This is a genomic window from Vibrio bivalvicida, assembly GCF_001399455.2.
Classification (GTDB): domain Bacteria; phylum Pseudomonadota; class Gammaproteobacteria; order Enterobacterales; family Vibrionaceae; genus Vibrio; species Vibrio bivalvicida.
The window spans coordinates 123,074-145,178 of sequence record NZ_LLEI02000090.1 but is presented as its reverse complement, the minus strand read 5'-3'; the positions used below and the strand labels follow the sequence as shown (position 1 = coordinate 145,178).

The 22,105-nt window shown below is 45.0% G+C and carries 18 protein-coding genes; 11 read left to right on the top strand and 7 right to left on the bottom strand.

Annotation, left to right across the window (positions count from 1 at the left end; all coding sequences use genetic code 11):
* Positions 1–205: 205 nt before the first annotated feature.
* The 3 genes from mazG (at position 206) to eno (ending at position 4,181) form a co-directional block, all read left to right on the top strand.
* On the top strand, positions 206–1,003 hold the full coding sequence (mazG, locus tag APB76_RS21420) for a nucleoside triphosphate pyrophosphohydrolase (protein ID WP_054962045.1): 798 nt from the start codon (positions 206–208) through the stop codon (positions 1,001–1,003).
* Between the two features lie 161 nt (positions 1,004–1,164).
* Positions 1,165–2,805 carry a CTP synthase gene (locus APB76_RS21415; protein WP_049845365.1) on the top strand — a complete coding sequence of 547 codons (1,641 nt, stop codon included), beginning with the start codon at positions 1,165–1,167 and terminating at the stop codon, positions 2,803–2,805.
* 77 nt (positions 2,806–2,882) lie between these two features.
* Positions 2,883–4,181, top strand: a complete 1,299-nt coding sequence (gene eno / locus APB76_RS21410) for a phosphopyruvate hydratase (protein ID WP_054962044.1) — start codon at positions 2,883–2,885, stop codon at positions 4,179–4,181.
* 215 nt (positions 4,182–4,396) lie between these two features.
* Here eno and APB76_RS21405 read toward each other — a convergent pair whose 3' ends face one another.
* Positions 4,397–5,608 carry a multifunctional CCA addition/repair protein gene (locus APB76_RS21405; protein ID WP_054962043.1) on the bottom strand — a complete coding sequence of 404 codons (1,212 nt, stop codon included), beginning with the start codon at positions 5,606–5,608 and terminating at the stop codon, positions 4,397–4,399.
* 88 nt (positions 5,609–5,696) lie between these two features.
* Between APB76_RS21405 and APB76_RS21400 the strand changes: the two genes are divergently transcribed.
* Entirely contained in the window at positions 5,697–7,319 is a 1,623-nt protein-coding gene (locus tag APB76_RS21400) for an ExeA family protein (protein ID WP_054962042.1), read from the top strand.
* On the top strand, positions 7,312–8,091 hold the full coding sequence (locus APB76_RS21395) for a general secretion pathway protein GspB (RefSeq protein WP_054962041.1): 780 nt from the start codon (positions 7,312–7,314) through the stop codon (positions 8,089–8,091). Before APB76_RS21400 ends, APB76_RS21395 begins: the two co-directional genes overlap by 8 nt.
* Before the next feature lie 74 nt (positions 8,092–8,165).
* Here APB76_RS21395 and APB76_RS21390 read toward each other — a convergent pair whose 3' ends face one another.
* The 3 genes from APB76_RS21390 to APB76_RS21380 form a co-directional block, all read right to left on the bottom strand.
* Positions 8,166–8,777, bottom strand: a complete 612-nt coding sequence (locus APB76_RS21390; RefSeq protein WP_049845360.1) for a TIGR04211 family SH3 domain-containing protein — start codon at positions 8,775–8,777, stop codon at positions 8,166–8,168.
* A 174-nt stretch (positions 8,778–8,951) separates the two neighbouring features.
* Entirely contained in the window at positions 8,952–10,211 is a 1,260-nt protein-coding gene (locus APB76_RS21385; protein WP_054962040.1) for an inorganic phosphate transporter, read from the bottom strand.
* Positions 10,212–10,343: 132 nt separating this feature from the next.
* On the bottom strand, positions 10,344–11,024 hold the full coding sequence (locus tag APB76_RS21380; protein WP_049845403.1) for a TIGR00153 family protein: 681 nt from the start codon (positions 11,022–11,024) through the stop codon (positions 10,344–10,346).
* Positions 11,025–11,230: 206 nt separating this feature from the next.
* Here APB76_RS21380 and APB76_RS21375 point away from each other — a divergent pair, with 206 nt between their 5' ends.
* Positions 11,231–12,748: a CYTH and CHAD domain-containing protein gene (locus tag APB76_RS21375; protein ID WP_054962039.1), complete on the top strand. Its 1,518-nt coding sequence runs from the start codon at positions 11,231–11,233 to the stop codon at positions 12,746–12,748.
* A gap of 28 nt (positions 12,749–12,776) precedes the next feature.
* Here the strand turns inward: APB76_RS21375 and APB76_RS21370 are convergent, their stop codons facing one another.
* Positions 12,777–13,544, bottom strand: a complete 768-nt coding sequence (locus tag APB76_RS21370) for a potassium channel family protein (protein ID WP_054962038.1) — start codon at positions 13,542–13,544, stop codon at positions 12,777–12,779.
* A gap of 111 nt (positions 13,545–13,655) precedes the next feature.
* Between APB76_RS21370 and APB76_RS21365 the strand changes: the two genes are divergently transcribed.
* The 3 genes from APB76_RS21365 to hldE all read left to right on the top strand — a co-directional run bounded on the left by APB76_RS21365 (position 13,656) and on the right by hldE (position 19,346).
* Positions 13,656–14,912 carry a methyl-accepting chemotaxis protein gene (locus tag APB76_RS21365; protein WP_054962037.1) on the top strand — a complete coding sequence of 419 codons (1,257 nt, stop codon included), beginning with the start codon at positions 13,656–13,658 and terminating at the stop codon, positions 14,910–14,912.
* 110 nt (positions 14,913–15,022) lie between these two features.
* Entirely contained in the window at positions 15,023–17,863 is a 2,841-nt protein-coding gene (gene glnE / locus APB76_RS21360) for a bifunctional [glutamate--ammonia ligase]-adenylyl-L-tyrosine phosphorylase/[glutamate--ammonia-ligase] adenylyltransferase (RefSeq protein ID WP_054962036.1), read from the top strand.
* A 52-nt stretch (positions 17,864–17,915) separates the two neighbouring features.
* Complete coding sequence (gene hldE, locus APB76_RS21355; RefSeq protein ID WP_049845354.1) at positions 17,916–19,346, top strand: bifunctional D-glycero-beta-D-manno-heptose-7-phosphate kinase/D-glycero-beta-D-manno-heptose 1-phosphate adenylyltransferase HldE; 1,431 nt, start codon at positions 17,916–17,918, stop codon at positions 19,344–19,346.
* A gap of 137 nt (positions 19,347–19,483) precedes the next feature.
* Here the strand turns inward: hldE and arcA are convergent, their stop codons facing one another.
* The gene (gene arcA, locus APB76_RS21350) at positions 19,484–20,200 is read right to left on the bottom strand and encodes a two-component system response regulator ArcA (RefSeq protein WP_038202903.1); all 717 of its coding nucleotides are present in this window, start codon (positions 20,198–20,200) and stop codon (positions 19,484–19,486) included.
* A 327-nt stretch (positions 20,201–20,527) separates the two neighbouring features.
* Between arcA and APB76_RS21345 the strand changes: the two genes are divergently transcribed.
* Both APB76_RS21345 and APB76_RS21340 read left to right on the top strand, forming a co-directional pair.
* Positions 20,528–20,917, top strand: a complete 390-nt coding sequence (locus tag APB76_RS21345) for a DUF3293 domain-containing protein (RefSeq protein ID WP_049845353.1) — start codon at positions 20,528–20,530, stop codon at positions 20,915–20,917.
* Between the two features lie 36 nt (positions 20,918–20,953).
* The gene (locus APB76_RS21340) at positions 20,954–21,439 is read left to right on the top strand and encodes a putative 4-hydroxy-4-methyl-2-oxoglutarate aldolase (protein WP_049845352.1); all 486 of its coding nucleotides are present in this window, start codon (positions 20,954–20,956) and stop codon (positions 21,437–21,439) included.
* Here APB76_RS21340 and APB76_RS21335 read toward each other — a convergent pair.
* Positions 21,436–21,897 (bottom strand): porin family protein, encoded by a 462-nt coding sequence (locus tag APB76_RS21335; RefSeq protein ID WP_049845351.1) that lies wholly within the window; start codon positions 21,895–21,897, stop codon positions 21,436–21,438. The genes APB76_RS21340 and APB76_RS21335 overlap by 4 nt on opposite strands.
* Positions 21,898–22,105 lie beyond the last annotated feature (208 nt).

Sequence of the window (22,105 nt, the reverse complement as noted above, 5' to 3'; positions counted from 1 at the left end):
TGCCTTGTTAGAAGAACCAACTACTTAGTAAAAAGAGTGGTCACTTACAGTAAGGGACGAACTCGATAGGGAATCTCTTAAAGTAATTAGAGCTCCCAGTTCGTTTATAAATCACTCTTGAGTGCAACAGATAACAATTAAAGGTGAGTGGTTTTGGCCGCTCACCTTTTTTCTTTAGATAGAAAGGTTTAAAGGAATAGAGAAAATGAGTCACCCGATTGAACAGTTAGAACAGATTATGGCGCAGCTTCGTGACCCAGAGAGCGGCTGCCCTTGGGATCTCAAGCAGAGCTTTGACACTATTGTGCCGCACACCATTGAAGAGACCTATGAAGTCGTTGATGCGATTCAGAATCGAGACTGGCCGAATTTAAAAGAAGAATTAGGTGACCTACTTTTTCAAGTTATCTTCTATAGCCAATTGGCTAGAGAGCAGCAACTGTTTGATTTTTCCGAAGTGGTGGAAAATGTTAATGAAAAGCTGACTCGTCGTCATCCTCATGTTTTTTCAGATGTTGAATTTGAAACTGATGAGCAGATCAATGCAAATTGGGAAGCGGAAAAAGCCAAAGAAAAAGCACAAGTAGGCAAAACAGAGCAAAGTATTCTAGACTCAATACCAAATTCTCTTCCTGCGTTATTACGTGCCACAAAGATGCAAAAAAAATGCGCTAAGTATGGCTTTGACTGGGACTCGATTGGCCCGGTTGTGGGTAAGGTTCAAGAAGAGATAGATGAAGTGATGGAAGAGGCGCTGCAAGTCTCTCGTGACGAAGAAAAAATTGAGTTGGAATTAGGTGATTTACTGTTTGCAACGGTGAATTTTGCGCGTCATCTGGGTAAAGACCCTGAAGTCGCTTTAAGCAAAGCCAATCTTAAGTTTGCTAAACGTTTCAAAGGTGTCGAGGCACTGGTCGCAGAGCAGGGCAAGCAGCTATCTGATTACGATTTGGAACAGTTAGATGCGTTTTGGGACAGAGTAAAAACGCTAGAAGCTAAGTAAGGTAGTGGCAACTAATCCACCACTTGAATTTGATTTGAAGCAAAAAATAAAAAATTGCAGTGTGATAGATTTCACGTTGTAGCGGAAAAGGGCTTCTGGTATATTTATATCCCGTCCAGAAGAAATCCATTTTCCCTCATTCAACCAATTTCAGGTTAAACATGACGACAAATTACATTTTTGTTACTGGCGGGGTTGTATCCTCTCTAGGTAAAGGTATTGCAGCAGCATCTCTTGCGGCTATTCTAGAAGCTCGTGGTCTTAAAGTGACTATGATGAAGCTTGACCCTTACATTAACGTTGACCCAGGCACTATGAGCCCAACTCAACATGGTGAGGTGTTCGTCACGGAAGATGGCGCTGAAACTGACCTTGACCTTGGTCACTATGAGCGTTTCATTCGCACCAAGATGTCTAAGCGCAACAACTTCACTGCAGGTCGTGTTTACTCAGACGTTCTCGCTAAAGAGCGTCGTGGTGATTACCTAGGTGCAACAATTCAGGTTATCCCTCACATCACTAACGCAATCAAAGATCGTGTAATTTCTGGCGCTGAAGGTCATGATGTTGCGATCGTTGAAGTCGGTGGTACGGTTGGTGACATCGAATCTCTACCATTTATGGAAGCGATTCGTCAGCTTGCTGTAGAACTGGGCCGTGAACGAGCAATGTTCATGCACCTTACTCTAGTTCCTTACCTAGCAGCAGCAGGTGAAGTGAAAACTAAGCCGACTCAGCACTCAGTTAAAGAACTACTTTCTATCGGTATCCAACCAGACATTCTGGTTTGTCGTAGCGATCGCATGATCCCTGCGAACGAGCGTAAGAAGATTGCTCTGTTCTGTAACGTTCAAGAGAAAGCAGTAATCTCAATGAAGGATGTAGATTCTATCTACAAGATCCCTCAACTAATTAAAGCTCAAGGTCTAGATGACCTAGTATGTTCACGCTTTGGCATTACAGCTCCTGAAGCTAACCTGTCTGAATGGGAACAAGTAATCTACGAAGAAGCGAACCCAACTGGTGAAGTCACTATCGGTATGGTTGGTAAGTACATTGAACTGCCAGACGCTTACAAATCAGTCAACGAAGCACTGAAACACGCAGGCCTTAAGAACCGTCTAAGCGTAAAAATTAAATACGTAGATTCACAAGATGTTGAGTCAAAAGGTGATGAAGCACTTGCTGACCTTGACGCAATCCTTGTTCCTGGTGGTTTTGGCGACCGTGGTGTAGAAGGTAAGATCCTTGCTGCAAAATACGCTCGTGAAAACAACGTACCTTACTTAGGTATCTGTCTAGGTATGCAAGTCGCACTGATTGAATACGCGCGTAACGTAGCGGGTATGGAAGGTGCACACTCAACAGAATTTAACAAAGAGACGAAGTACCCAGTTGTTGGTCTAATCACTGAGTGGGTTGATGGTGAAGGTAAAGTTGAAGAACGTACTGAAACCTCCGACTTAGGTGGTACTATGCGTCTTGGTTCACAACTGTGTCACCTAGAAAAAGGGACTAAGGCTCGTGAACTATACGGTAGCGCGACAATCCATGAGCGTCACCGCCACCGTTATGAAGTGAACAATATTCTTCGTCCTAAGATCGAAAAAGCAGGTCTGAAAGTGTCAGGTCTATCTGCAGACAAGAAACTGGTAGAAGTGATTGAGAACCCAGCTCACCCTTGGTTTGTAGCGGCTCAGTTCCACCCAGAGTTCACTTCAACGCCTCGCGATGGTCACCCACTATTTGCAGGTTTCGTGAAAGCGGCTGGTGAATACCAACGCGGCGAATTAGAGAAGTAAAGGATACGGGCAGCAGCGTTAGTAGTGCTGCTGCCCTTAATTTTGACATTATATATTCAACGAGAAGGAAACATTCAATGTCTAAGATCGTTAAAGTTCTAGGTCGTGAAATCATCGATTCACGTGGTAACCCAACTGTAGAAGCTGAAGTACACCTAGAAGGCGGTTTCGTAGGTATGGCTGCTGCTCCATCTGGCGCATCAACTGGTTCACGTGAAGCTCTTGAGCTACGTGACGGCGACAAAGCTCGTTTCCTAGGTAAAGGTGTTCTTAAAGCTGTTGAAGCTGTTAACGGCGAAATCGCTGAAGCTCTAGTTGGTAAAGACGCTAAAGACCAAGCTGCAATCGACGCAGTAATGATCGACCTAGACGGCACTGAAAACAAGTCTAAGTTCGGCGCAAACGCAATCCTAGCGGTTTCTCTAGCAAACGCTAAAGCTGCTGCAGCGGCTAAAGGCATGCCTTTATACGAGCACATCGCTGAGCTAAACGGTACTGCTGGTCAGTTCTCTATGCCTCTACCAATGATGAACATCATCAACGGTGGTGAGCACGCTGATAACAACGTTGACATCCAAGAGTTCATGATCCAACCAGTTGGTGCTAAGACTCTTAAAGAAGGTCTACGTATCGGTGCAGAAGTATTCCACAACCTAGCTAAAGTTCTTAAGTCTAAAGGCTACAGCACTGCAGTTGGTGATGAAGGTGGTTTCGCTCCTAACCTTAAGTCTAACGCTGAAGCTCTAGAAGTTATCGCAGAAGCTGTTGCTGCTGCTGGTTACGAACTAGGTAAAGACGTTACTCTAGCTATGGACTGTGCAGCATCTGAGTTCTTCGACAAAGAAGCTGGCATTTACAACATGAAAGGCGAAGGTAAGACTTTCTCTTCTGAAGAGTTCAACCACTACCTAGCTGAGCTAGCTAACCAATTCCCAATCGTTTCTATCGAAGATGGTCTAGACGAGTCTGATTGGGATGGCTTCAAGCACCAAACTGAACTACTAGGTGACAAGCTTCAACTAGTAGGTGACGATCTATTCGTTACTAACACTAAGATTCTTGCTGAAGGTATCGAGAAAGGCGTAGCTAACTCTATCCTTATCAAGTTCAACCAAATCGGTTCTCTAACTGAGACTCTAGCTGCAATCAAGATGGCTAAAGAAGCAGGTTACACAGCAGTAATCTCTCACCGTTCTGGCGAAACTGAAGATGCAACTATCGCTGACCTAGCGGTAGGTACAGCTGCAGGTCAAATCAAGACTGGTTCTATGAGCCGTTCTGACCGTGTTGCTAAGTACAACCAACTTATCCGTATCGAAGAAGCTCTAGGTTCTAAAGCTCCTTTCAACGGTCTTAAAGAAGTTAAAGGTCAATAATTCGTCCTATTTGGCACTGTAGCGGCGTTAACTGCAGAAGATTCACTAAGTCACATAGGAAACTATGCTCCATAGCTGAATCTTCTTTGTTGCCTTGCTACAGCACCAACTAGTTAGAATTATGCACTAATGCTTTTGAATGCCTCACTTTTTAGTGAGGCATTTTTTATTTCCGTCATTCCATAGAGCTACGAAGGAGAGAGTAGGGAATCTGCTTAAGCTTGTCGAATGGCCTCAACTCTGCGCTTTTCCATCTCAGTGCGAATATCTGCGCCTTTAAAGCCATCCTTAATGATGTCTTGTACGTTGATGGAAAGGGCAGCCTGATAGGCTTGCTCAAAGATAACTTTTTGTGGGTAATCAATCTCTTCATGACCTGTTCGCCCTCGGCTATCGGCCATACAACAAAGCAGAATATCTTGTAAGCGTTCAGGTTTACGCCACACATCGAACTTATTCAGGACTTTGAGTTTGGTCTCAGGTCGAAGCTCAGCGGCTCTATGGATGTTGAAGTGTTGTTCACACACCATCAAAGCTAAATCACGAAACTCGTTTGGAACACGCACTCGCTCACACAGTGTTTTGATCAGTTTAACACCAGTGTGGCAGTGCATTTTATGGCTTGGCCACTCTGATTTTGGTGTAATGCCTTTACCCAAGTCATGCACTTGAGCGGCAAAACGGACAGTTAAAGAGTCACTTAATTTAGCGGCTTGCTCGGCAACGAGTAGGGTATGAATACCAGTATCAATTTCAGGGTGCCACTTTTCTGGCTGAGGTACGCCAAACAGAACATCTAGTTCAGGCAAAACCACTTTTAAGGCACCACACTCGCGTAATACCGATAGGAATATTTGCGGATTTTGTGTCGATAGGGACTTATGCCATTCTTGCCAGACTCTTTCGGCTGTCAGGTGCTCGAGTTCACCTGAATGTGAGATTTTTCGCATAAGCTCGATGGTTTCATCGGCAACACAAAAACCTAAGTGGTGAAGCTTAGCTGCGAAACGGGCGACTCGCAGGACTCGCAAGGGATCTTCGGTAAAAGCATCAGAAACGTGGCGTAAGATCCGATCTTCGAGATCTCGTCGACCGTTAAAGGGATCGATGATATTGCCGTTAGGATCTTGCGCTATGGCATTGATAGTCAGGTCGCGCCTGAGTAAGTCTTCTTCAAGGGTGACATCAATGGCAAAATAGCATTCAAAGCCAGTATAGCCCGAGCCCACTTTGCGCTCTGTTCTCGCAAGAGCATGCTCTTCTTTACTGTCTGGGTGAAGAAATACAGGAAAGTCTTTACCTACCGCTGTATAACCTTTTCTCAGTAGCTCTTCAGGCGTGGAGCCGACAACAACCCAGTCTCTGTCATAGACGTCAATATCTAGCAGTTGATCTCGAACTGCTCCACCAACAAGGTATCTTTGCACCTAGTTCTCCCTTTTCATCAGTTTGCCATTGGCTAATCGTGTCAGCAATGGTACTTTTCTTAGCACTAAATTCCCAGAGAAGAGAGTTATGTATCAACAACATTTTGCACTGACAGAGTTGCCTTTTTCTATTGTGCCAAACTCTCGTTTCCTCTATCAAAGTCGGCGCCATAAAGAAGCGATCTTTCAAATCCAAGCTGGACTAGGTGAAGGTGGTGGCTTCGCTATGCTGACGGGGGAAGTAGGAACGGGTAAAACGACCATTGCAAAATCGATACTTAAAACTCTAGCAGATAACACGCGTGCAGGGTTGATCTTAAATCCTACTTTCTCGAATATTGAGCTATTAGAGGCAGTATGCGATGAGTTTGGTATTCGCTATGAACCGAACTCTTCGCTAAAGCAGCTTAACCAACAGATTCATCACTTTTTGTTGGATAATCATTCTAACAGGGTTCAAACCCTGCTGGTTATTGATGAGGCTCAGCACCTGTCTGCGGATGTACTAGAACAGTTACGCTTACTGACCAACCTAGAGACGGAAAGCCAAAAGCTGCTTAAGGTGTTGCTGATTGGTCAGCCTGAGTTACAGCAAAAACTGCAAATGCCCCAGTTAAGGCAGCTAGCGCAGCGTATTACAGGCCGCTACCATCTATTGCCGCTTAATCAAGATGAGACCAGAGACTACATCAAGTTTCGTCTTACTTTGGCTGGTGGCTCTCCGAGCTTGTTTTCAGCTCAGTCGATTCGGTATATTGCCCGTCATACACAAGGGATTCCACGTCTAATTAATTTAGTCTGTGATGCCTGCCTTAAGCAAGCCTACAGCATTGGTGAGTCGCAACCCTCTCATGCAACGGTTACGGCTACATGTGATGAGGTGATGAGCTTTCAAACCGGATCGGTGCTGCCAGTGACAGCGAAAGCCTCAGTAACAAAGAAAATCTTGTCACCCAGTTTACTCTCACTATTATTGGCAGGTGTGTTATCTGTTGGCACCTATTACGCAACGCCGATGTTGGTCACTCCGACAATAACTCACCAGCTACAACAGCAGTACCCTGCGGTTGAGAATACTCAGCACAACAAGCAAGTGTTTCCACAGGAACTGAAAACCTTGCTCAATCAAGCTAACAACCAGGAAGCGGCGATTACTTCATTGTATAAAGTCTGGGGCTATCGGGCTTCTGTGTTGGATCAACTGTGTTTGGATAATGGTGAAGGGGTATTTCGTTGTGTACTTGAAAATGGCTCTCTTGAACAGCTTGCCGAAAAAAACGTGCCTGTTGTGCTGACACTTCATATTGAGCAGCAACCGCGTTTTGTTGTCTTGTACGGACTTTCTGAAAGCAAAGTGTCTCTGTTAGTGAACGATCAAGTTATCGAGTTTGAACGTCAATGGTTAAGTCGTATATGGCAAGGAGAATATCGAGAGATTTGGCAGAGCTACTGGAATGAAACGTTGAAGCCTGGAATGAGAGGTGAGGCGATTGCTGCGCTCGATCAACATCTATCTCAAGTGTTAGGGGAAAAGGCATCAGGGCAAACTCAGTTCAATCTACAGCTTAAACAGAAAGTCGAGTTGTTTCAGCGTTGGCAGGGGCTAACAGTGGATGGCATTGCTGGCAAAAAAACATTGCGCTTGCTGGAAAGGCTTTCTCAGCCACAAGCGCCTTCATTAACGTCTCGAGAGGTCAGTTCTAATGTCTAAAGTGATGCAAGCCTTGGAACGTTCAGAGCGTAGTCATCAAACCCTTACTACGCAAAATCAGCCCCTTGCCCATTCATTGATGCAACAGCAGAATGAACCATCTAATAAACGAAATATCGCTTTTGCCGTGATTCCACCACTGCTGGTAGCTGCATTTATGGTGTATGACACCTACAAATCTGAGAAACAACAGTGGTTGGAGCAGAATGTTTCTCAGACGGTAATCGTTGAGGTGCCTTTTGAATACCAGGTAGAGCAAGCGCCAGATTTTGGTCAATTAGCAGCAACTTATCGTGATGAGACGATTACAGATCAAAGTGATTGGTTAAGCCAAGCTGAAAAGAATGTTAGCCCGCTACCTGAAGAGGTGTTTGAGCAAGTGGAGCCGCTTGATAATATTGCCTCAACCAGTAAGGATGATCTTTTGTCTGGGGTCGACTTATCGCAACTTTCACCGGAGTTGGCGCAACGTTTTGAATCAGCCCTCAATGCGAAAGCGAAGCGAGAGTCACGGGCTCGCAGCAGTGAAGCTTCTCATCTTTCTCAGCAAGCAGAACGTTGGTTTGGAAAACTACCTGCTATGAATTTCCAGACTCATGTCTATTCGAGTAGACCAAATAAGCGTTGGGTTAAGATCAATGGTGTTGAGTATAACCAAGGTGACTGGGTGAGCGATGATATTGAGCTAGTCTCTATTGAGCAGCAATCTTGCCTGATTCGCTTCAAAGGTGAGTTGATAGAAGTACCAGCACTGTATGATTGGCAAGGCTAGCCACTGGTTGAACTGAGGTAATGAAAAGGTCACCAATGTGACCTTTTTTGGTATTGAACTGTTTTGCTAAGAGCTTATGCCCAACCTGAAGGCGAGCGCTTTCTACGTGGAATGATATGAGGAAGAATCAAACCAAATAGCAGACCTAGGCCAGCTACACCGCCACCGTACATAAAGTACTTAAGCAGGAGATCATCTTTTTGTGTGTCTAGCTTAGCACGTAGCTTACGAGCTTCTTCCTGTGACGCTGACAGCTGTTTGCTCATATCGCTGTAGCCTTGCTCTAGTTCGCTAATCTGGGTATTACGTGTTTCTAATGAGTCAATCAGACCTGCTTTCTCTTGGTCTGCGTTCGAACGCGCATTGGCTAGTTTCTCTTTAACATCAGCCAGTTCTTTTTCTAGCTTAGGTAGACGCAGCGCCATGCTTTCTTGTCTGGTGACGAAACGGCTCTCTACCCAACCTTTGCGTCCTTTTCCATCTTGAACTTGAGTGTAGCCACTATCACGATTTACGGAGAGAAGCTTTACTTTATCCCCAGCATCTACGCTGCCAATAATTCGGAACTCATTGCTAGGGCCTGAATGCATATAGGTAAATAGTTTATCAGAAATGTAACGGTCTTGAGCCATTGCTGCTGGAACAGCGAGCATTGATGCTAGAACGAAGCAAACCAGTTTTTTCACGGTAAATCCTTTAACAGTCTAAGAGGGTCTGCAAACCCATAATCTATTTCTTTACTAACGCCAAATAGTAAGTAGTTTCGAGGTTGACTGCAACAAAGAAGGGAGGCTGAGCCTCCCTTTATGCGGTTTTGAGTCAATAATGACAGTGTGTTAACACATCACTGACCTTATTGATTAAACGAACATTGCCTGAATCGCGTAGAAGAACACCACTGCAAGTAGTGCACCAGCTGGTAGCGTAACAATCCACGAAGCCACGATGTTACGTACAACGCCCAGGTTAAGAGCTGCGATACCGCGAGCAAAACCAACACCTAAGACCGCTCCAACCAGTGTTTGTGTCGTCGAGATAGGAAGGCCTGTGCCCGAAGCAAGTACAACAGTACATGCAGTTGCTAGCTGAGCAGCGAAACCACGGCTTGGCGTCAGTTCAGTGATACCTGTACCAACAGTCGCCATTACTTTATGGCCAAGTGTTGCTAGACCAACCACGATACCGAAACCACCTAATGGCAGAATCCACCAAGCGATTGTGCTCTTACCGGTGATTTCACCCATGTGTTCAACGGTTGATACGACAGCAGATAGAGGACCAATAGCGTTTGCTACGTCGTTCGAGCCGTGAGCAAATGCCATCGCACACGCAGTGATAACCATCAGTACGCTGAAGATACCTTCTACACCTGCAAAACCGTGGTCGTCTTCGCGGCTAGCGAATTTCTTTTGAATATAAAAGTAACCACCTGCCATAACAAGTGCAGAAACGACAGCCGCCCACATCCACGCTTCGCCATTTGAAAGGTGTAGACCAACGTGCTTAAGACCTTTCTTAATTGTAACTAGTGCGATCACCATCGTAGTGATAAACATGTACACAGGAACAAAGCGCTTTGCATTAAATAGTGGTTTCTCAGTATCAAAGATCAGGCGCTGTGCACTGACAAAGATAACATAGGCAAAGAAACCAGAGATGACCGGAGTGATGATCCAGCTACCAACGATACCTTGAACTGAGCCCCAATCTACAGCTTCTGTACCAACAGAAACACAGGCAAAACCGATGATGGCACCGATAATTGAGTGAGTGGTTGATACAGGCCAGCCCATGTAGGAAGCCAGCAGTAACCATGTACCAGCGGCAAGAAGTGCAGACATCATACCGTAGACTAATACATCTGGCTGGTGAGCAAATAGGGACGTTTCAATTACGCCTTTACGGATAGTGTCGGTTACTTCACCACCTGCTAAATATGCACCGGCAAATTCAAAGATCATTGCGATAATGATCGCTTGTTTAACCGTTAGAGCCTTTGAGCCTACTGATGTACCCATCGCATTAGCAACATCGTTTGCGCCAATACCGATAGCCATCAGAAAACCGAAAGCTGCTGCAATAATAATCAGGACAGTGCCGTAGTTCGCAAGGATATCCATCGTAATACCTAGTTGTTGATAACAAGCGGAGCAAAAATTAAGCACGACAAAACCCCTTCAGCGCTTCAGTATTTATCGCCTAACAGGGGTGTGAACGAGTTAGATGCTCTTCGTTATTTGGTTAACTTATGTTTATGAGCGAGACAACATTACTTCCAGACGCGCACCAACACGTTGCGCCTGATCAGCAATACCACCTACCCACTCTAGAATTTTGTAAAGGAACATCACATCAATCGGATTCAGATCTGCTTCGATTGCCATTAGGCCTTGGCGAAGTTGAATCTGCATTGCATCAGTGTCGTCCTCAATCACATCCAGTTGGTGGATCATTTCAGCCACAAGTGTTACTTCACGGCCTTTAAATCCAGTTTCCAATAACTCATCAAGCTCATTGATAACTTTTTGCGCTTGCTCTGCTGCGTCTAAGCAACGTTTTACGTACGCAATGAAGTTTTCTTGAAGAGGTGCAGGAATAGTCAATTGACGGCCATAAACACGGCCAGCAATGTCTTTTGCAAGGTTTGCGAGTTTGTCTTGTTGAGTCAGTAGCTCTAGCATGTCGCTACGATCAACGGGCATAAACAAACCACGGGGAAGTTTGAGACGAATTTCGCGCTTGAGTACGTCGGCTTCTTTCTCTAGATGAGAAATCTGTGCACGGATTTCAGATGCTTTTTCCCAGTCACCCTTTGAACTGACTTCAAAGAAGTTAACTAGATGCGAGCAACATTCGTTTACACACACAACGTGGCGCTGCAAAGGTTTAATAGGGGACTTTGCAAATAACCCCATAATTGTATTTACTGGCATGGTCATTCAACCCAATTAATATAACCTAAAAACTAACATACACCATTTCATGGCGAAATGTTGAACGATGGCTATAAAGGCGCGCATGTTAACCCATTAAATCACTCATTAAAACTGTTTTAGATCATCATTAGCGCGATATTTCTTTCTTGCCGAGTAAGAAAATAGGCAATATCCTGTCTTTATCTGCTTTGAAAGGTAACACTATGGAAACCGAGATAGAACTGAAGTTTTTTGTTTCTCCTGAATTTTCAGAGACTTTGCGTCAGAAGATCGCTGAAACCAAAGTACTTCAGCACAGTTGTCGAGAGTTAGGTAACACCTACTTTGATACGCCTGACCAGTGGTTACGCCAACACGATATTGGTCTTCGTATTCGTCGCTTTGATGACGTCTATATCCAAACTGTAAAAACAGCCGGACGCGTAGTCGCAGGTCTGCATCAAAGACCTGAATTTAATGCTGAGCATGACAGCAACGATCCTGAGCTTACTCTCCATCCGCAAGATATTTGGCCAACTGGTAAAGACGTTGCGACGTTACAAGCTGAACTAGAGCCACTTTTTTCTACTAACTTTCGCCGTGAGCAGTGGCTGATTGGCATGGCCGATGGTAGCCAAGTTGAAGTGGCCTTTGATCAAGGCAATGTAGAAGCCAATGGTAAACTAGACCCTATCTGTGAAGTTGAGCTTGAATTGAAGTCAGGCCAGACTGATGCGCTGTTCACCTTAGCTAGAAGCTTTTCTGAAGATGGTGGTATGCGCTTAGGCAACTTGAGCAAAGCTGCAAAAGGCTATCGCTTGGCAATGGATTACGCAGGTGATGAAGTTAAGCCGTTGCCGTTAGTCAAAACTGACAAGAACGATACAGTTGAATCTTGTTTTATCAACTCGCTAGAGCATGCGCTTTCTCATTGGCATTATCATGAGCAGATTTTTTCAGAGCGTGATTCTATTGAATCGGTTCATGAAATCAAAAACTCGATCAGCTTTATTCGTCAGATCCTGACCGTTTATGGTGGTGTCGTTCCGCGTCGCGCTAGCGCTATCCTACGCCAAGAGCTGAAATGGCTCGAGCAAGATCTTGAATGGCTACATGATTATGACTATTTAGAAGATCTTCTTGATGACAAAGGCCATGCGTTGCGTAAATTGGATGCGCGTAAATTCCTTATTGGAGAGCTCAAACTGTTACAAGAGCAGCTACCAAGTCGAGATCAGATTCTAGAGCTGCTCAACTCCGCGCGTTACACAGGTCTTTTACTCGACCTTAGTCGCTGGATTCTAACCCGCGGTTGGCAACCTTTCTTAGACGACAAGTCTCGCGAGAAAATGTCGCTCAATATTGAGCACTTTTCGGTGCAGCAATTGGATCGTACCTGGGCAGAGTTGATGGAAGCTTTCCCGCCGGAAAGGAACCTCAGCAGTGCCGATTATATTGAACAGCAGTATCGCTTGATGCGTAACCTTTATACAGGGGTGAGTTTTGCCAGCCTGTTTGACTTTGATGAACGTGATAGCTTCCGTCTTCCATGGAGTGATTTATTGCATGGTACTGATGACCTACTCAAATTGAAAACCTTAGAGCAGTTGGTTGAAAAGCTAGAAGGCGATGAACGCGAACAGCTAGAGCGTTGGTTGGCGCGTCAAGAAAGCTCGATTCTCCACGCGATGGAGCAAACTCGCGTTATCTGTATAGAGGCTGAGCCATACTGGCAAGACTAGATAAAAGTGATTGATATCAACGGGAGCCTTAGGGCTCCCGTTTTGTGTTTACTTGCTGCTGTTCGAGTCTATCTAAGCGTTCAATAATCTCATTTTGCTTATCTACTAATTCTAGAAGTAGCCGCTCTTTATTCTCTGAACGTGTGGTTTGTATTTTGGAGGGGGTGGTGATCATTGAGGTGACCAATCCAGAAATCATACCGAATAAACCGACACCACATATGATTAAACCTGCGGCTAATATGCGTCCTGCATTCGTTACGGGATAATGATCCCCATAGCCAACCGTTGAGATAGTCACTAATGCCCACCACATCGCATCGCCGCCATCACGTATATTGGCATTTGGCGCATGGCCTTCAATAAATAACATTATGCTCGAACCTGCGGTTAACAGGATCACCATTAGGAGCAAAATCGACGCCAAGGTGGTTTCGTGTTTGTTTTTAAGCAATTGTTTGATCACGCTGCGACTAGAACGAATAACCAAAATTACGCGCAAAATTGAAAATAGCCGTGCATAACGAAGTGGTTCAATCATGGGAATACTGGCAACAAAGTCTATCCAGTGATTTTTCAAAAATTGCATACGATTTGTCGCACGGATCAAATCAACACTGAGTTGCAGCAGAAATATGCTACAGATAATGAAGTCGAGGCCGATAAGTACTTGTCGAGTGTCAGGGTGCAATGGAAAAAACAACAAGCCAGAGATCACAATTAGCGCCATAAAAGACAGGATTAGTGATAGCAAGCTCATCGGTTTAGTATCGTCTTTGATATTATCTCTATTCATACGAGGCTCGAAATAAATGAAATGCAGTGAAACCAGAGGATTGGGTCTCAGATACGCTCACTCTATTACAAAGTGCTGCAAAGATAAAATTGACGAAATGGAGAATGGACAATGACCAAAATGGCGTTTAAGCCATGGGAACGAGTAATAACGGATGTTCGACTTGTTCCCAAAATGGTGATGTTGATGGTGTTCAGTACCGTATTGATCATCGGCAAGCAGTTATGGGATGCGAGTACCTTTTATGATTCTCTGCTTGTGGTGACGCAAAATGCGCAAGTCGCACAAGAGCACTATGAAGCCTATTTGGTTCAAGTTGTGTGGCAAACCGTAATCATGATTGCGGTGTTTGTTACTCTCTTGCTATTTGCCGCAAGAGTGATGTTACGTCAAACCCAATATTTAAACGATTCAATCAAAACGATGGCGGAAAAAGATCTTTCTGTACCAATCGAAATGGCATGTAAAGATGAGTACGGTGATGTAGCTCGCGAGCTAGAAAAAACACGTGTACAACTGCAAGAAATGATCAAGCTGCAAGTTGATGCCTCGCAAGAGCTTTCTGGGTTGACTGAAGTGATGACGTTAAGCATGTCAGAAACCAAAGAGTCGGCTCAGGAAGAGTTCAATGAAATTGACCAGCTCGCCACAGCAATGAGCGAAATGACCTCGACCGTTCAGACTGTTGCCGATCACGCGCAAAATGCCTCCTCGTTAACTGAAAACGCTTCTGGTCAGGCGGCAACAGGTCAGCGCTTTGTTCAAGATACAGTGGTTAAGATTAGTGAGCTATCACAAGATATTTCTGCATCAGCTCAAGCCGTTAATCAAGTAGAAGAGAGCGTCGATTCTATTGGAAGTGTTGTTGGAACAATCCAAGGTATATCGGAGCAGACTAACCTACTGGCGCTAAATGCTGCGATTGAAGCGGCGCGTGCGGGTGAGGCTGGGCGTGGCTTTGCGGTAGTTGCCGACGAAGTACGTAATCTTGCCCAGCGTACACAGCAAGCGACAGTCGAAATTCAAGAGATGATCACCCAGCTTCAATCAAGCGCAAGCTCTGCGGTTGAGCTAATGGAGAAAAGTGTGGTTGAAGCCGCTGAAGGTGTCGAGTTAGTGACCAATGCGGGAAGCGAATTGAATGGTATTGTTGGTCAGGTAAACCAAATTAACGACATGAATTTCCAAATTGCGACCGCGGCAGGTCAACAAAGTAGCGTTGCAGAAGAGATGAACCAAAATCTGACCAATGTTCGAGAGTTAGTTGAAGCGTCGGTTACGGTAGTTTCAGAGCTGCTTGAAACTTCGGAAATCATGCAACAAAACGCTGAAGAACTAGATAAGAAGATCACCTCATTTAAGGTTTAGCCTCTCAACTTAACCCCTACAAACGCTCACTCGCTACTAGTGGGCGTTTTTTATTGGTATAAATAGGGGGTACCCTTCTCTCGATTGGTATTTGCCTACAAGGAAGAATCATGCAACTACCCGAAACTCTTAATGTAATCTCTCATTCTGCACTTGAATCATTCTCTCAATCTGAAGCTTTGACAAATTGGCCGCAACCGCTGAAAGATCAGTTGGGCTACGTCGTGGGATTGAGCCAATTTATTACTGAGGCACTATGCAGTGATGATACTCTGGTACAAGTGTTGCCTAGTATGCTTGCCAAAGAGTCTCGCTACGAAGACTACCGAGAGCGGTTGTCGGGTTTGCTTGCGGAGTGCAGTGATGAAATGCAAGGGCACCGAGTGTTAAGGCAGTTTCGCAATCGAGAGATGGTCTACATTGCTTGGCGTGACTTTACTGCTTCATGGACATTAGAGCATAGTCTAGAACACTTGTCCCAGCTGGCAGAAGCAATGATTTTTGAAACTTACCAATGGCAGTACAAAGCTTGTTGTGAACTATGGGGAACGCCGACCAATGCTCAAGGTGAAGCGCAGCCAATGTTGATTATTGGTATGGGTAAGCTGGGTGGTGGTGAGCTCAACTTCTCCTCGGACATCGATTTGATCTTTACCTATCCTGAGAATGGTGAAACGCAAGGGACGCGCCGTAGTATTGCCAATGCTCAGTTCTTTACTCGACTCGGCCAGCGAATTATCAAAGCGCTCGATCAGCAAACCTTTGATGGTTTTTGTTATCGCGTTGATATGCGCCTACGCCCGTTTGGTGATAGCGGGCCACTCGTTATGAGTTACGCTGCGCTTGAAGATTACTACCAAGAGCAGGGGCGTGACTGGGAGCGCTACGCGATGATTAAAGCGCGTGTCATGGGACGTGAAATGTACCCAGAATATCAAGAGCTTCGCCAGATGCTGCGTCCGTTTGTGTTCCGTCGCTACATTGACTTTAGTGCGATTCAATCTTTACGCCGAATGAAGTCAATGATCAGTAGTGAAGTTCGTCGCCGAGGATTGAGTAACAATATTAAGCTTGGCGCTGGTGGTATACGTGAAATTGAATTTATCGCTCAAGTGTTTCAGCTTATTCGAGGCGGACGCGAGCCAAGTTTACGCCAACGAGGTTTGTTGCACACTCTCGATGCAATCGAAGAGCTAGAGCAGCTTAACGCTGAAGAAACTGAGCACTTACGTAGTGCTTATAAGTTCTTACGTCGATTGGAAAACTTACTTCAGGCGATGGCAGATAAGCAAACGCAAACCTTACCCGAAACCGATACGGAACAGTTGCAGCTAGCGGTTGCGATGGGATACAGCCAGTGGGAGGAGCTACAAGCAGAGGTTCAGCAGTATATGGCCAATGTTCATGCGGTATTTGTGACATTAATTGGTGCTGAAGAAGAAGAGCAGAAGGATATTGCTCAGCACTTTACTGAACTGTGGGATATGGCGGCTAAGCAGGATGTGATTGAGCACATCCTAGAGCACGATATTCAAGCCGATGACCCGCCCCAAATGGCGCAGACAATTATTCAGTTTAAGCAAGATTTAGCCAAGAAAACCCTCGGCCCACGCGGGCGCGAAGTGCTTAACAAGTTGATGCCGAAGATCTTCTCTGCCATATACAGCCACCAAGATGCCAAGTTCGGGTTACCGCGTGTTTTACACTTGTTGCACAAAATAGTTACCCGCACCACCTATCTAGAGTTGCTAGATGAACATCAAGCCGCTCTGGTGCAGTTAGTTCGTTTATGTACTGCTAGCCCAATGATCTCAGAGCAGTTAGGTCGCTATCCGATTCTGCTTGATGAACTGATCGACCCACAGCAGCTATACAATCCGATTCCACTTGATAGCTACCGCACTGAATTACGCGACTTTCTTGCTCGTATCCCAGAAGACGATATGGAGCAGCAAATGGAAGCACTGCGCCAATTCAAGCAGATCTGTATTTTGAGAATTGCAGCGGCAGACATTGCTGGTGTGTTACCAGTGATGAAAGTAAGTGACCACTTAACCTATCTTGCTGAAGCCATCGTAGAGTCAGTGGTGAGTCAAGCTTGGCTGCAGATGACAGAAAAATATGGTGAGCCGACCCATCTGAAAGATCGCGAAGGAAAAGGCTTTGCTGTGGTTGGTTACGGAAAAGTCGGCGGTTGGGAATTAGGCTATAACTCGGATTTAGATATCGTCTTTATGCATGATTGCCCAGTGCATGTGTATACAGATGGTAAGAAAGAGATCGACGGTCGTCAGTTCTATTTGCGCTTGGCGCAGCGAGTTATTCATATTTTTTCTACTCGAACGGCTTCAGGGATTTTGTATGAAGTGGATACTCGCTTACGCCCGTCTGGTGCTTCAGGTTTGTTGGTTAGCCCGACTGACGCATTTGATGAGTATCAGCGCCAAGAAGCGTGGACATGGGAGCATCAGGCTTTAGTACGCGCCCGTATGATCTATGGCGATGCTCCTTTGCAACAGGCATTTTCACAAACACGCCACGACATTCTATGCCTAGAACGAGATGAGTCTAAGTTAGCAAAAGAGGTGTCAGAGATGCGAGTCAAAATGCGTGACCACTTGGGTGGTAAGAAAGCAGGGCGCTTTATGCTCAAACAAGACCCTGGTGGAATTACTGACGTGGAATTTTTAGCTCAGTACCTTGTCTTACGCTACAGTCATCAAGAGCCTAAGCTTACACGCTGGAGTGACAATGTACGTATATTTGAAAGCATGATGGCGCAAGGTATTATGGATGAAGGAGCCGCTCTGGCGCTGACCCATGCTTACACGACAATGCGAGATCAGATCCACCACCGTAACCTACTTAACCAAGATGCCGATGTGGCAGATGCAAAACTGGTCAATGAGCGAGGGCTCGTAACGAAACTATGGCATGAGTGGTTAGAATAACGTCGAACCTTTATGGTAAACTCTTGCCCGAATTAGAATTTGGAGAACCACAATGAAGCCAATCCTACCTAACTACAGTGATTCTGGAGTGCTTATCATCGGCGACGTGATGTTAGATCGCTATTGGTATGGCCCAACAGGTCGCATTTCACCAGAAGCGCCAGTACCTGTAGTAAAAGTAGAAAACAATGAAGAGCGTCCTGGCGGTGCTGCTAACGTAGCAATGAATATTGCCTCTCTTGGCGGTCACGCTCATATTGTGGGTTTAACAGGGATCGACGAGCCTGCCAAAGTCCTCAACGAGACACTTTCGGCGCTGAAAGTGAAATGTGATTTTGTTGGGCTACCAAACTACCCAACGATTACTAAGCTACGAGTATTGAGCCGTGGTCAGCAACTGATTCGTTTAGACTTTGAAGACAAATTTGAAAATGTCGATGCAGAACTGATTCTGGATCGCATGGAACAAGCGCTACCTAAAGTGAAGTCCGTTGTATTGTCAGACTACGCAAAAGGCGCGTTAGAGCACGTACAGCAGTTTATACAGAAAGCGCGTGAAGCCAAAGTGCCTGTATTTATCGATCCTAAAGGTGCTGATTTCGAGCGTTACCGTGGTGCAACGCTATTAACCCCAAACATGGCAGAATTTGAGCTTGTTGTCGGCAAAGTAAAAACTGACCAAGAGTTAGTTGAGAAAGGTCTAGCACTACTTGAAAAGTATGACTTTGAAGCACTGTTAGTGACGCGTAGCGAGCATGGTATGACGCTACTACGCCGTGGACAAGAGCCTTTCCACTTACCTACCCAAGCGAAAGAAGTGTACGACGTTACGGGGGCGGGTGATACGGTGATTTCTGTATTAGCGGCTTCTGTTGCAGCGGGTAAACCACTAGATGAAGCATGTGCACTAGCAAACGCAGCGGCAGGTGTGGTTGTCGGTAAACTTGGAACATCGACCGTTTCAACCATTGAGCTAGCTGAAGCTGTGCATGGTAGCCAAGATACCGATTTTGGTATGATTGCTGAGCAAGCACTAATCGAAGCGGTTAAGAAAGCTCAATCAAAAGGTGAAAAGGTCGTAATGACCAATGGTTGTTTCGATATTCTTCATGCTGGTCATGTTTCTTACCTTAACCATGCAGCCGAGCTTGGTGATCGCTTGATTGTTGCTGTAAATACAGACGAATCAGTGAAGCGCCTAAAAGGCCCTGGCCGTCCGGTGAATCCGACCGATCGACGTATGGCGGTATTGGCAGCTCTTGGTGCGGTTGATTGGGTGGTTCCTTTCGCTGAAGACACGCCACAACGGCTAATTTCTGAAGTTCTGCCTGATTTACTAGTAAAAGGTGGAGACTACAAACCAGAAGAGATTGCTGGTGGTAAAGAAGTGATCGCTAACGGAGGTGAAGTTAAAGTTCTTAACTTTGAAGATGGTTGTTCAACCACAGAAATTATCGATGCTATCAAAGGTGGTCGAGGTTAACGCTCTCACTGATTGTAAAACATACTCGCCAAAGTGGTGAGTATGTTTATTTGCTTACAGCAGCTTAAGTGTCACAAACAAAAATGGAGCCAATTGGCTCCATTTTTCATTGAAGTGTACTTACTCTTCTAGGTCACTTATTCTTCTAGATCGCCACAGAAGCGGTAGCCTTCACCGTGAATCGTTGCGATGATTTCTGGTGTGCCAGAAACTGATTCAAAGTGCTTACGAATACGGCGAATTGTTACGTCAACAGTACGATCGTGTGGCTTAAGCTCGCGACCTGTCATTTTCTTCAGTAGGTCTGCACGCGTCTGGATCTTGCCAGGGTTTTCACAGAAGTGAAGTAGGGCACGAAACTCAGAACGAGGTAGCTTGTAGCCATCACCGCTTGGGCTAACTAGTGAACGACTGTTGATATCAAGAACCCAACCGTTGAACTCGTATTTTTCTACGCTGCGCTTCTCTTCGCTTACTGCGCTCGAATTCATCGAACGGTTCAGTAGGTTGCGCGCACGGATAGTTAGCTCGCGTGGGTTGAACGGTTTAGTGATGTAATCGTCAGCACCGATTTCTAGACCAAGAATCTTATCAACTTCATTGTCACGGCCTGTTAAAAACATCAGCGCAACGTTAGCTTGCTCGCGCAGTTCGCGGGCTAGCAGTAGACCATTCTTGCCTGGTAGGTTGATGTCCATAATGACCAAGTTAACTTGGTTATCAGACAGCACCTGGTGCATCTCTTCACCGTCACTGGCCTCAAAAACAGCGTATCCCTCTGCTTCAAAAATACTCTTTAGAGTGTTACGAGTTACTTGCTCATCTTCAACAATAAGAATGTGCGGGGTTTGCATTGGCGGTACCTAAACTTGTGAAAAATTTGTGCTAATAGAATAAATTCTAGGCAAAAACATAACATACAGGTAATGTGATGTTGATAATAAACCAAAGACTGTAAAAATACACTCTCTTTGATTGCCCGCCATCCTTGGTGTTGCTTTTTCTATGCTTAAGAGGTCCTTTATCCTCTGCATTCTATTAGTCTTTGACGCGGATTCTATAATGTTAACAGCATGCTAACAACGTAGAAATGTTAATTCCAATCACTTTGTTGATTTATATCAAGAGTTAGAATGTAACAAATATTAATAGTATCCATTAAATGTATAAACTCAGATGTTATGACAATTGATGCCCAGCTTTGGCAAGCTTATTGCGATCCCTATTTTCGTTTTGAACAACAGGTAGTATGCAGCCAGTTTGCTATTATTACTGCTTGGAACCCAGGAAGCGTTTGGCTGTCAAAAATAGATAATGACATAAATAACCAGCGCTTAGCTCGAGAAATGAGCCATACTTGCTGGTGTGGTGTCCAGGTGGGCAACGTGGATTTTTCTTGGATGGAACAAAGCTTTGCCGTTCAAATTAGCCCGAGTAGGGCACTAGAGTTGGGCCGCAAGTATGGGCAAAATGCGATTTATTATGTCGAAGGAGAGACGCTATTTCTCCTCTCCTGTTTAGAAGAACAGAGCAAGGTTTCGCTGGGCAACTGGCGCAGTCGATGTCGATAGGATTCGATTTTAAATTTGGAAGTTCATGGAGGAAAAATGAAAGATATAACCCCAGATATTTGTGATAAGCATGAAGACAAGGTCACGTTGCTAGAATTACCACTGCATAGCTTTGGTCAGAAATTTGCCTTCTATGGTGAGATTGTTACCGTGCGTTGTTACCATGATAATTCTAAAGTTAGAGAAATACTTAGCCAAGATGGTACGGGAAAAGTACTCGTGGTCGATGGGCATGGTTCGTGCCAAAAAGCGCTGATGGGTGATCAATTGGCGATCTTAGCGATCGATAACAATTGGGAAGGCGTAATTGTCAATGGTGCGGTTCGAGATGTGGGAATGATGGCGGAAATGGAGCTAGGGATCAAAGCCTTGGGTACTTGCCCATTTAAGACCGAAAAACGTGGAGCAGGGGAAGTCAATGTCACATTGACCATTCATAACCAAATGATTCAACCGGGTGATTATATTTATGCGGATTGGAACGGGGTTTTGATGTCTACCGAGTTACTAGATTGGAGCTAAAATCTAAAGCCTAATCCAATTTCAACTCCCTTCTGCCACTCTTGATAGTCGAGAGTGGCATGCACATCGAGATTTTCTGTGAGTTTCATTCGGCTCGATACTTCTGCTGCTAAGCTTGACTCCTTCCCTTCTGTCAAACTTTCATCATTGTAAGAATGCACGGTACTCTGCACCGAAACTCTAGGCGTTAGCTGATAGCTTACACCACTTAAGAAACCAGTTTCATTGATCTTCGCGCTATTGTTGAGTCGGGCACCGACGTAAAGATCAACCTTGTCGAATAGGTTGTATGAGTAGCCACCATCGATCTTCCAAGAATCAAAATCGTATTGATCATTTTCAGTCGATAAAAAGATCTTGTGTGGTGAGACAGATTGATGTGAAGGCAGCGTGGGGAGTTCGGTTGCAAATAACGGACACGCGCAAAGTAGCGCTGATAGGCTTAGTGTTATTTTCATATGCCACTCCTTTGCTATTGTCTGCTTTCCACTGCAAGACTAATTAAAGCATAAAATGAACGAACTAGTTGCAACTTTTATATAGCAATTAGTTATTATGATATGTGCTAATAGTTTCATTTGTTGTGGCAATTGTTAGGCAACATGATGAGATGTTGTGAATGTGAGTGATGCGGAGCGCGAACAAAAAATAGTAACTTTTCGTTGA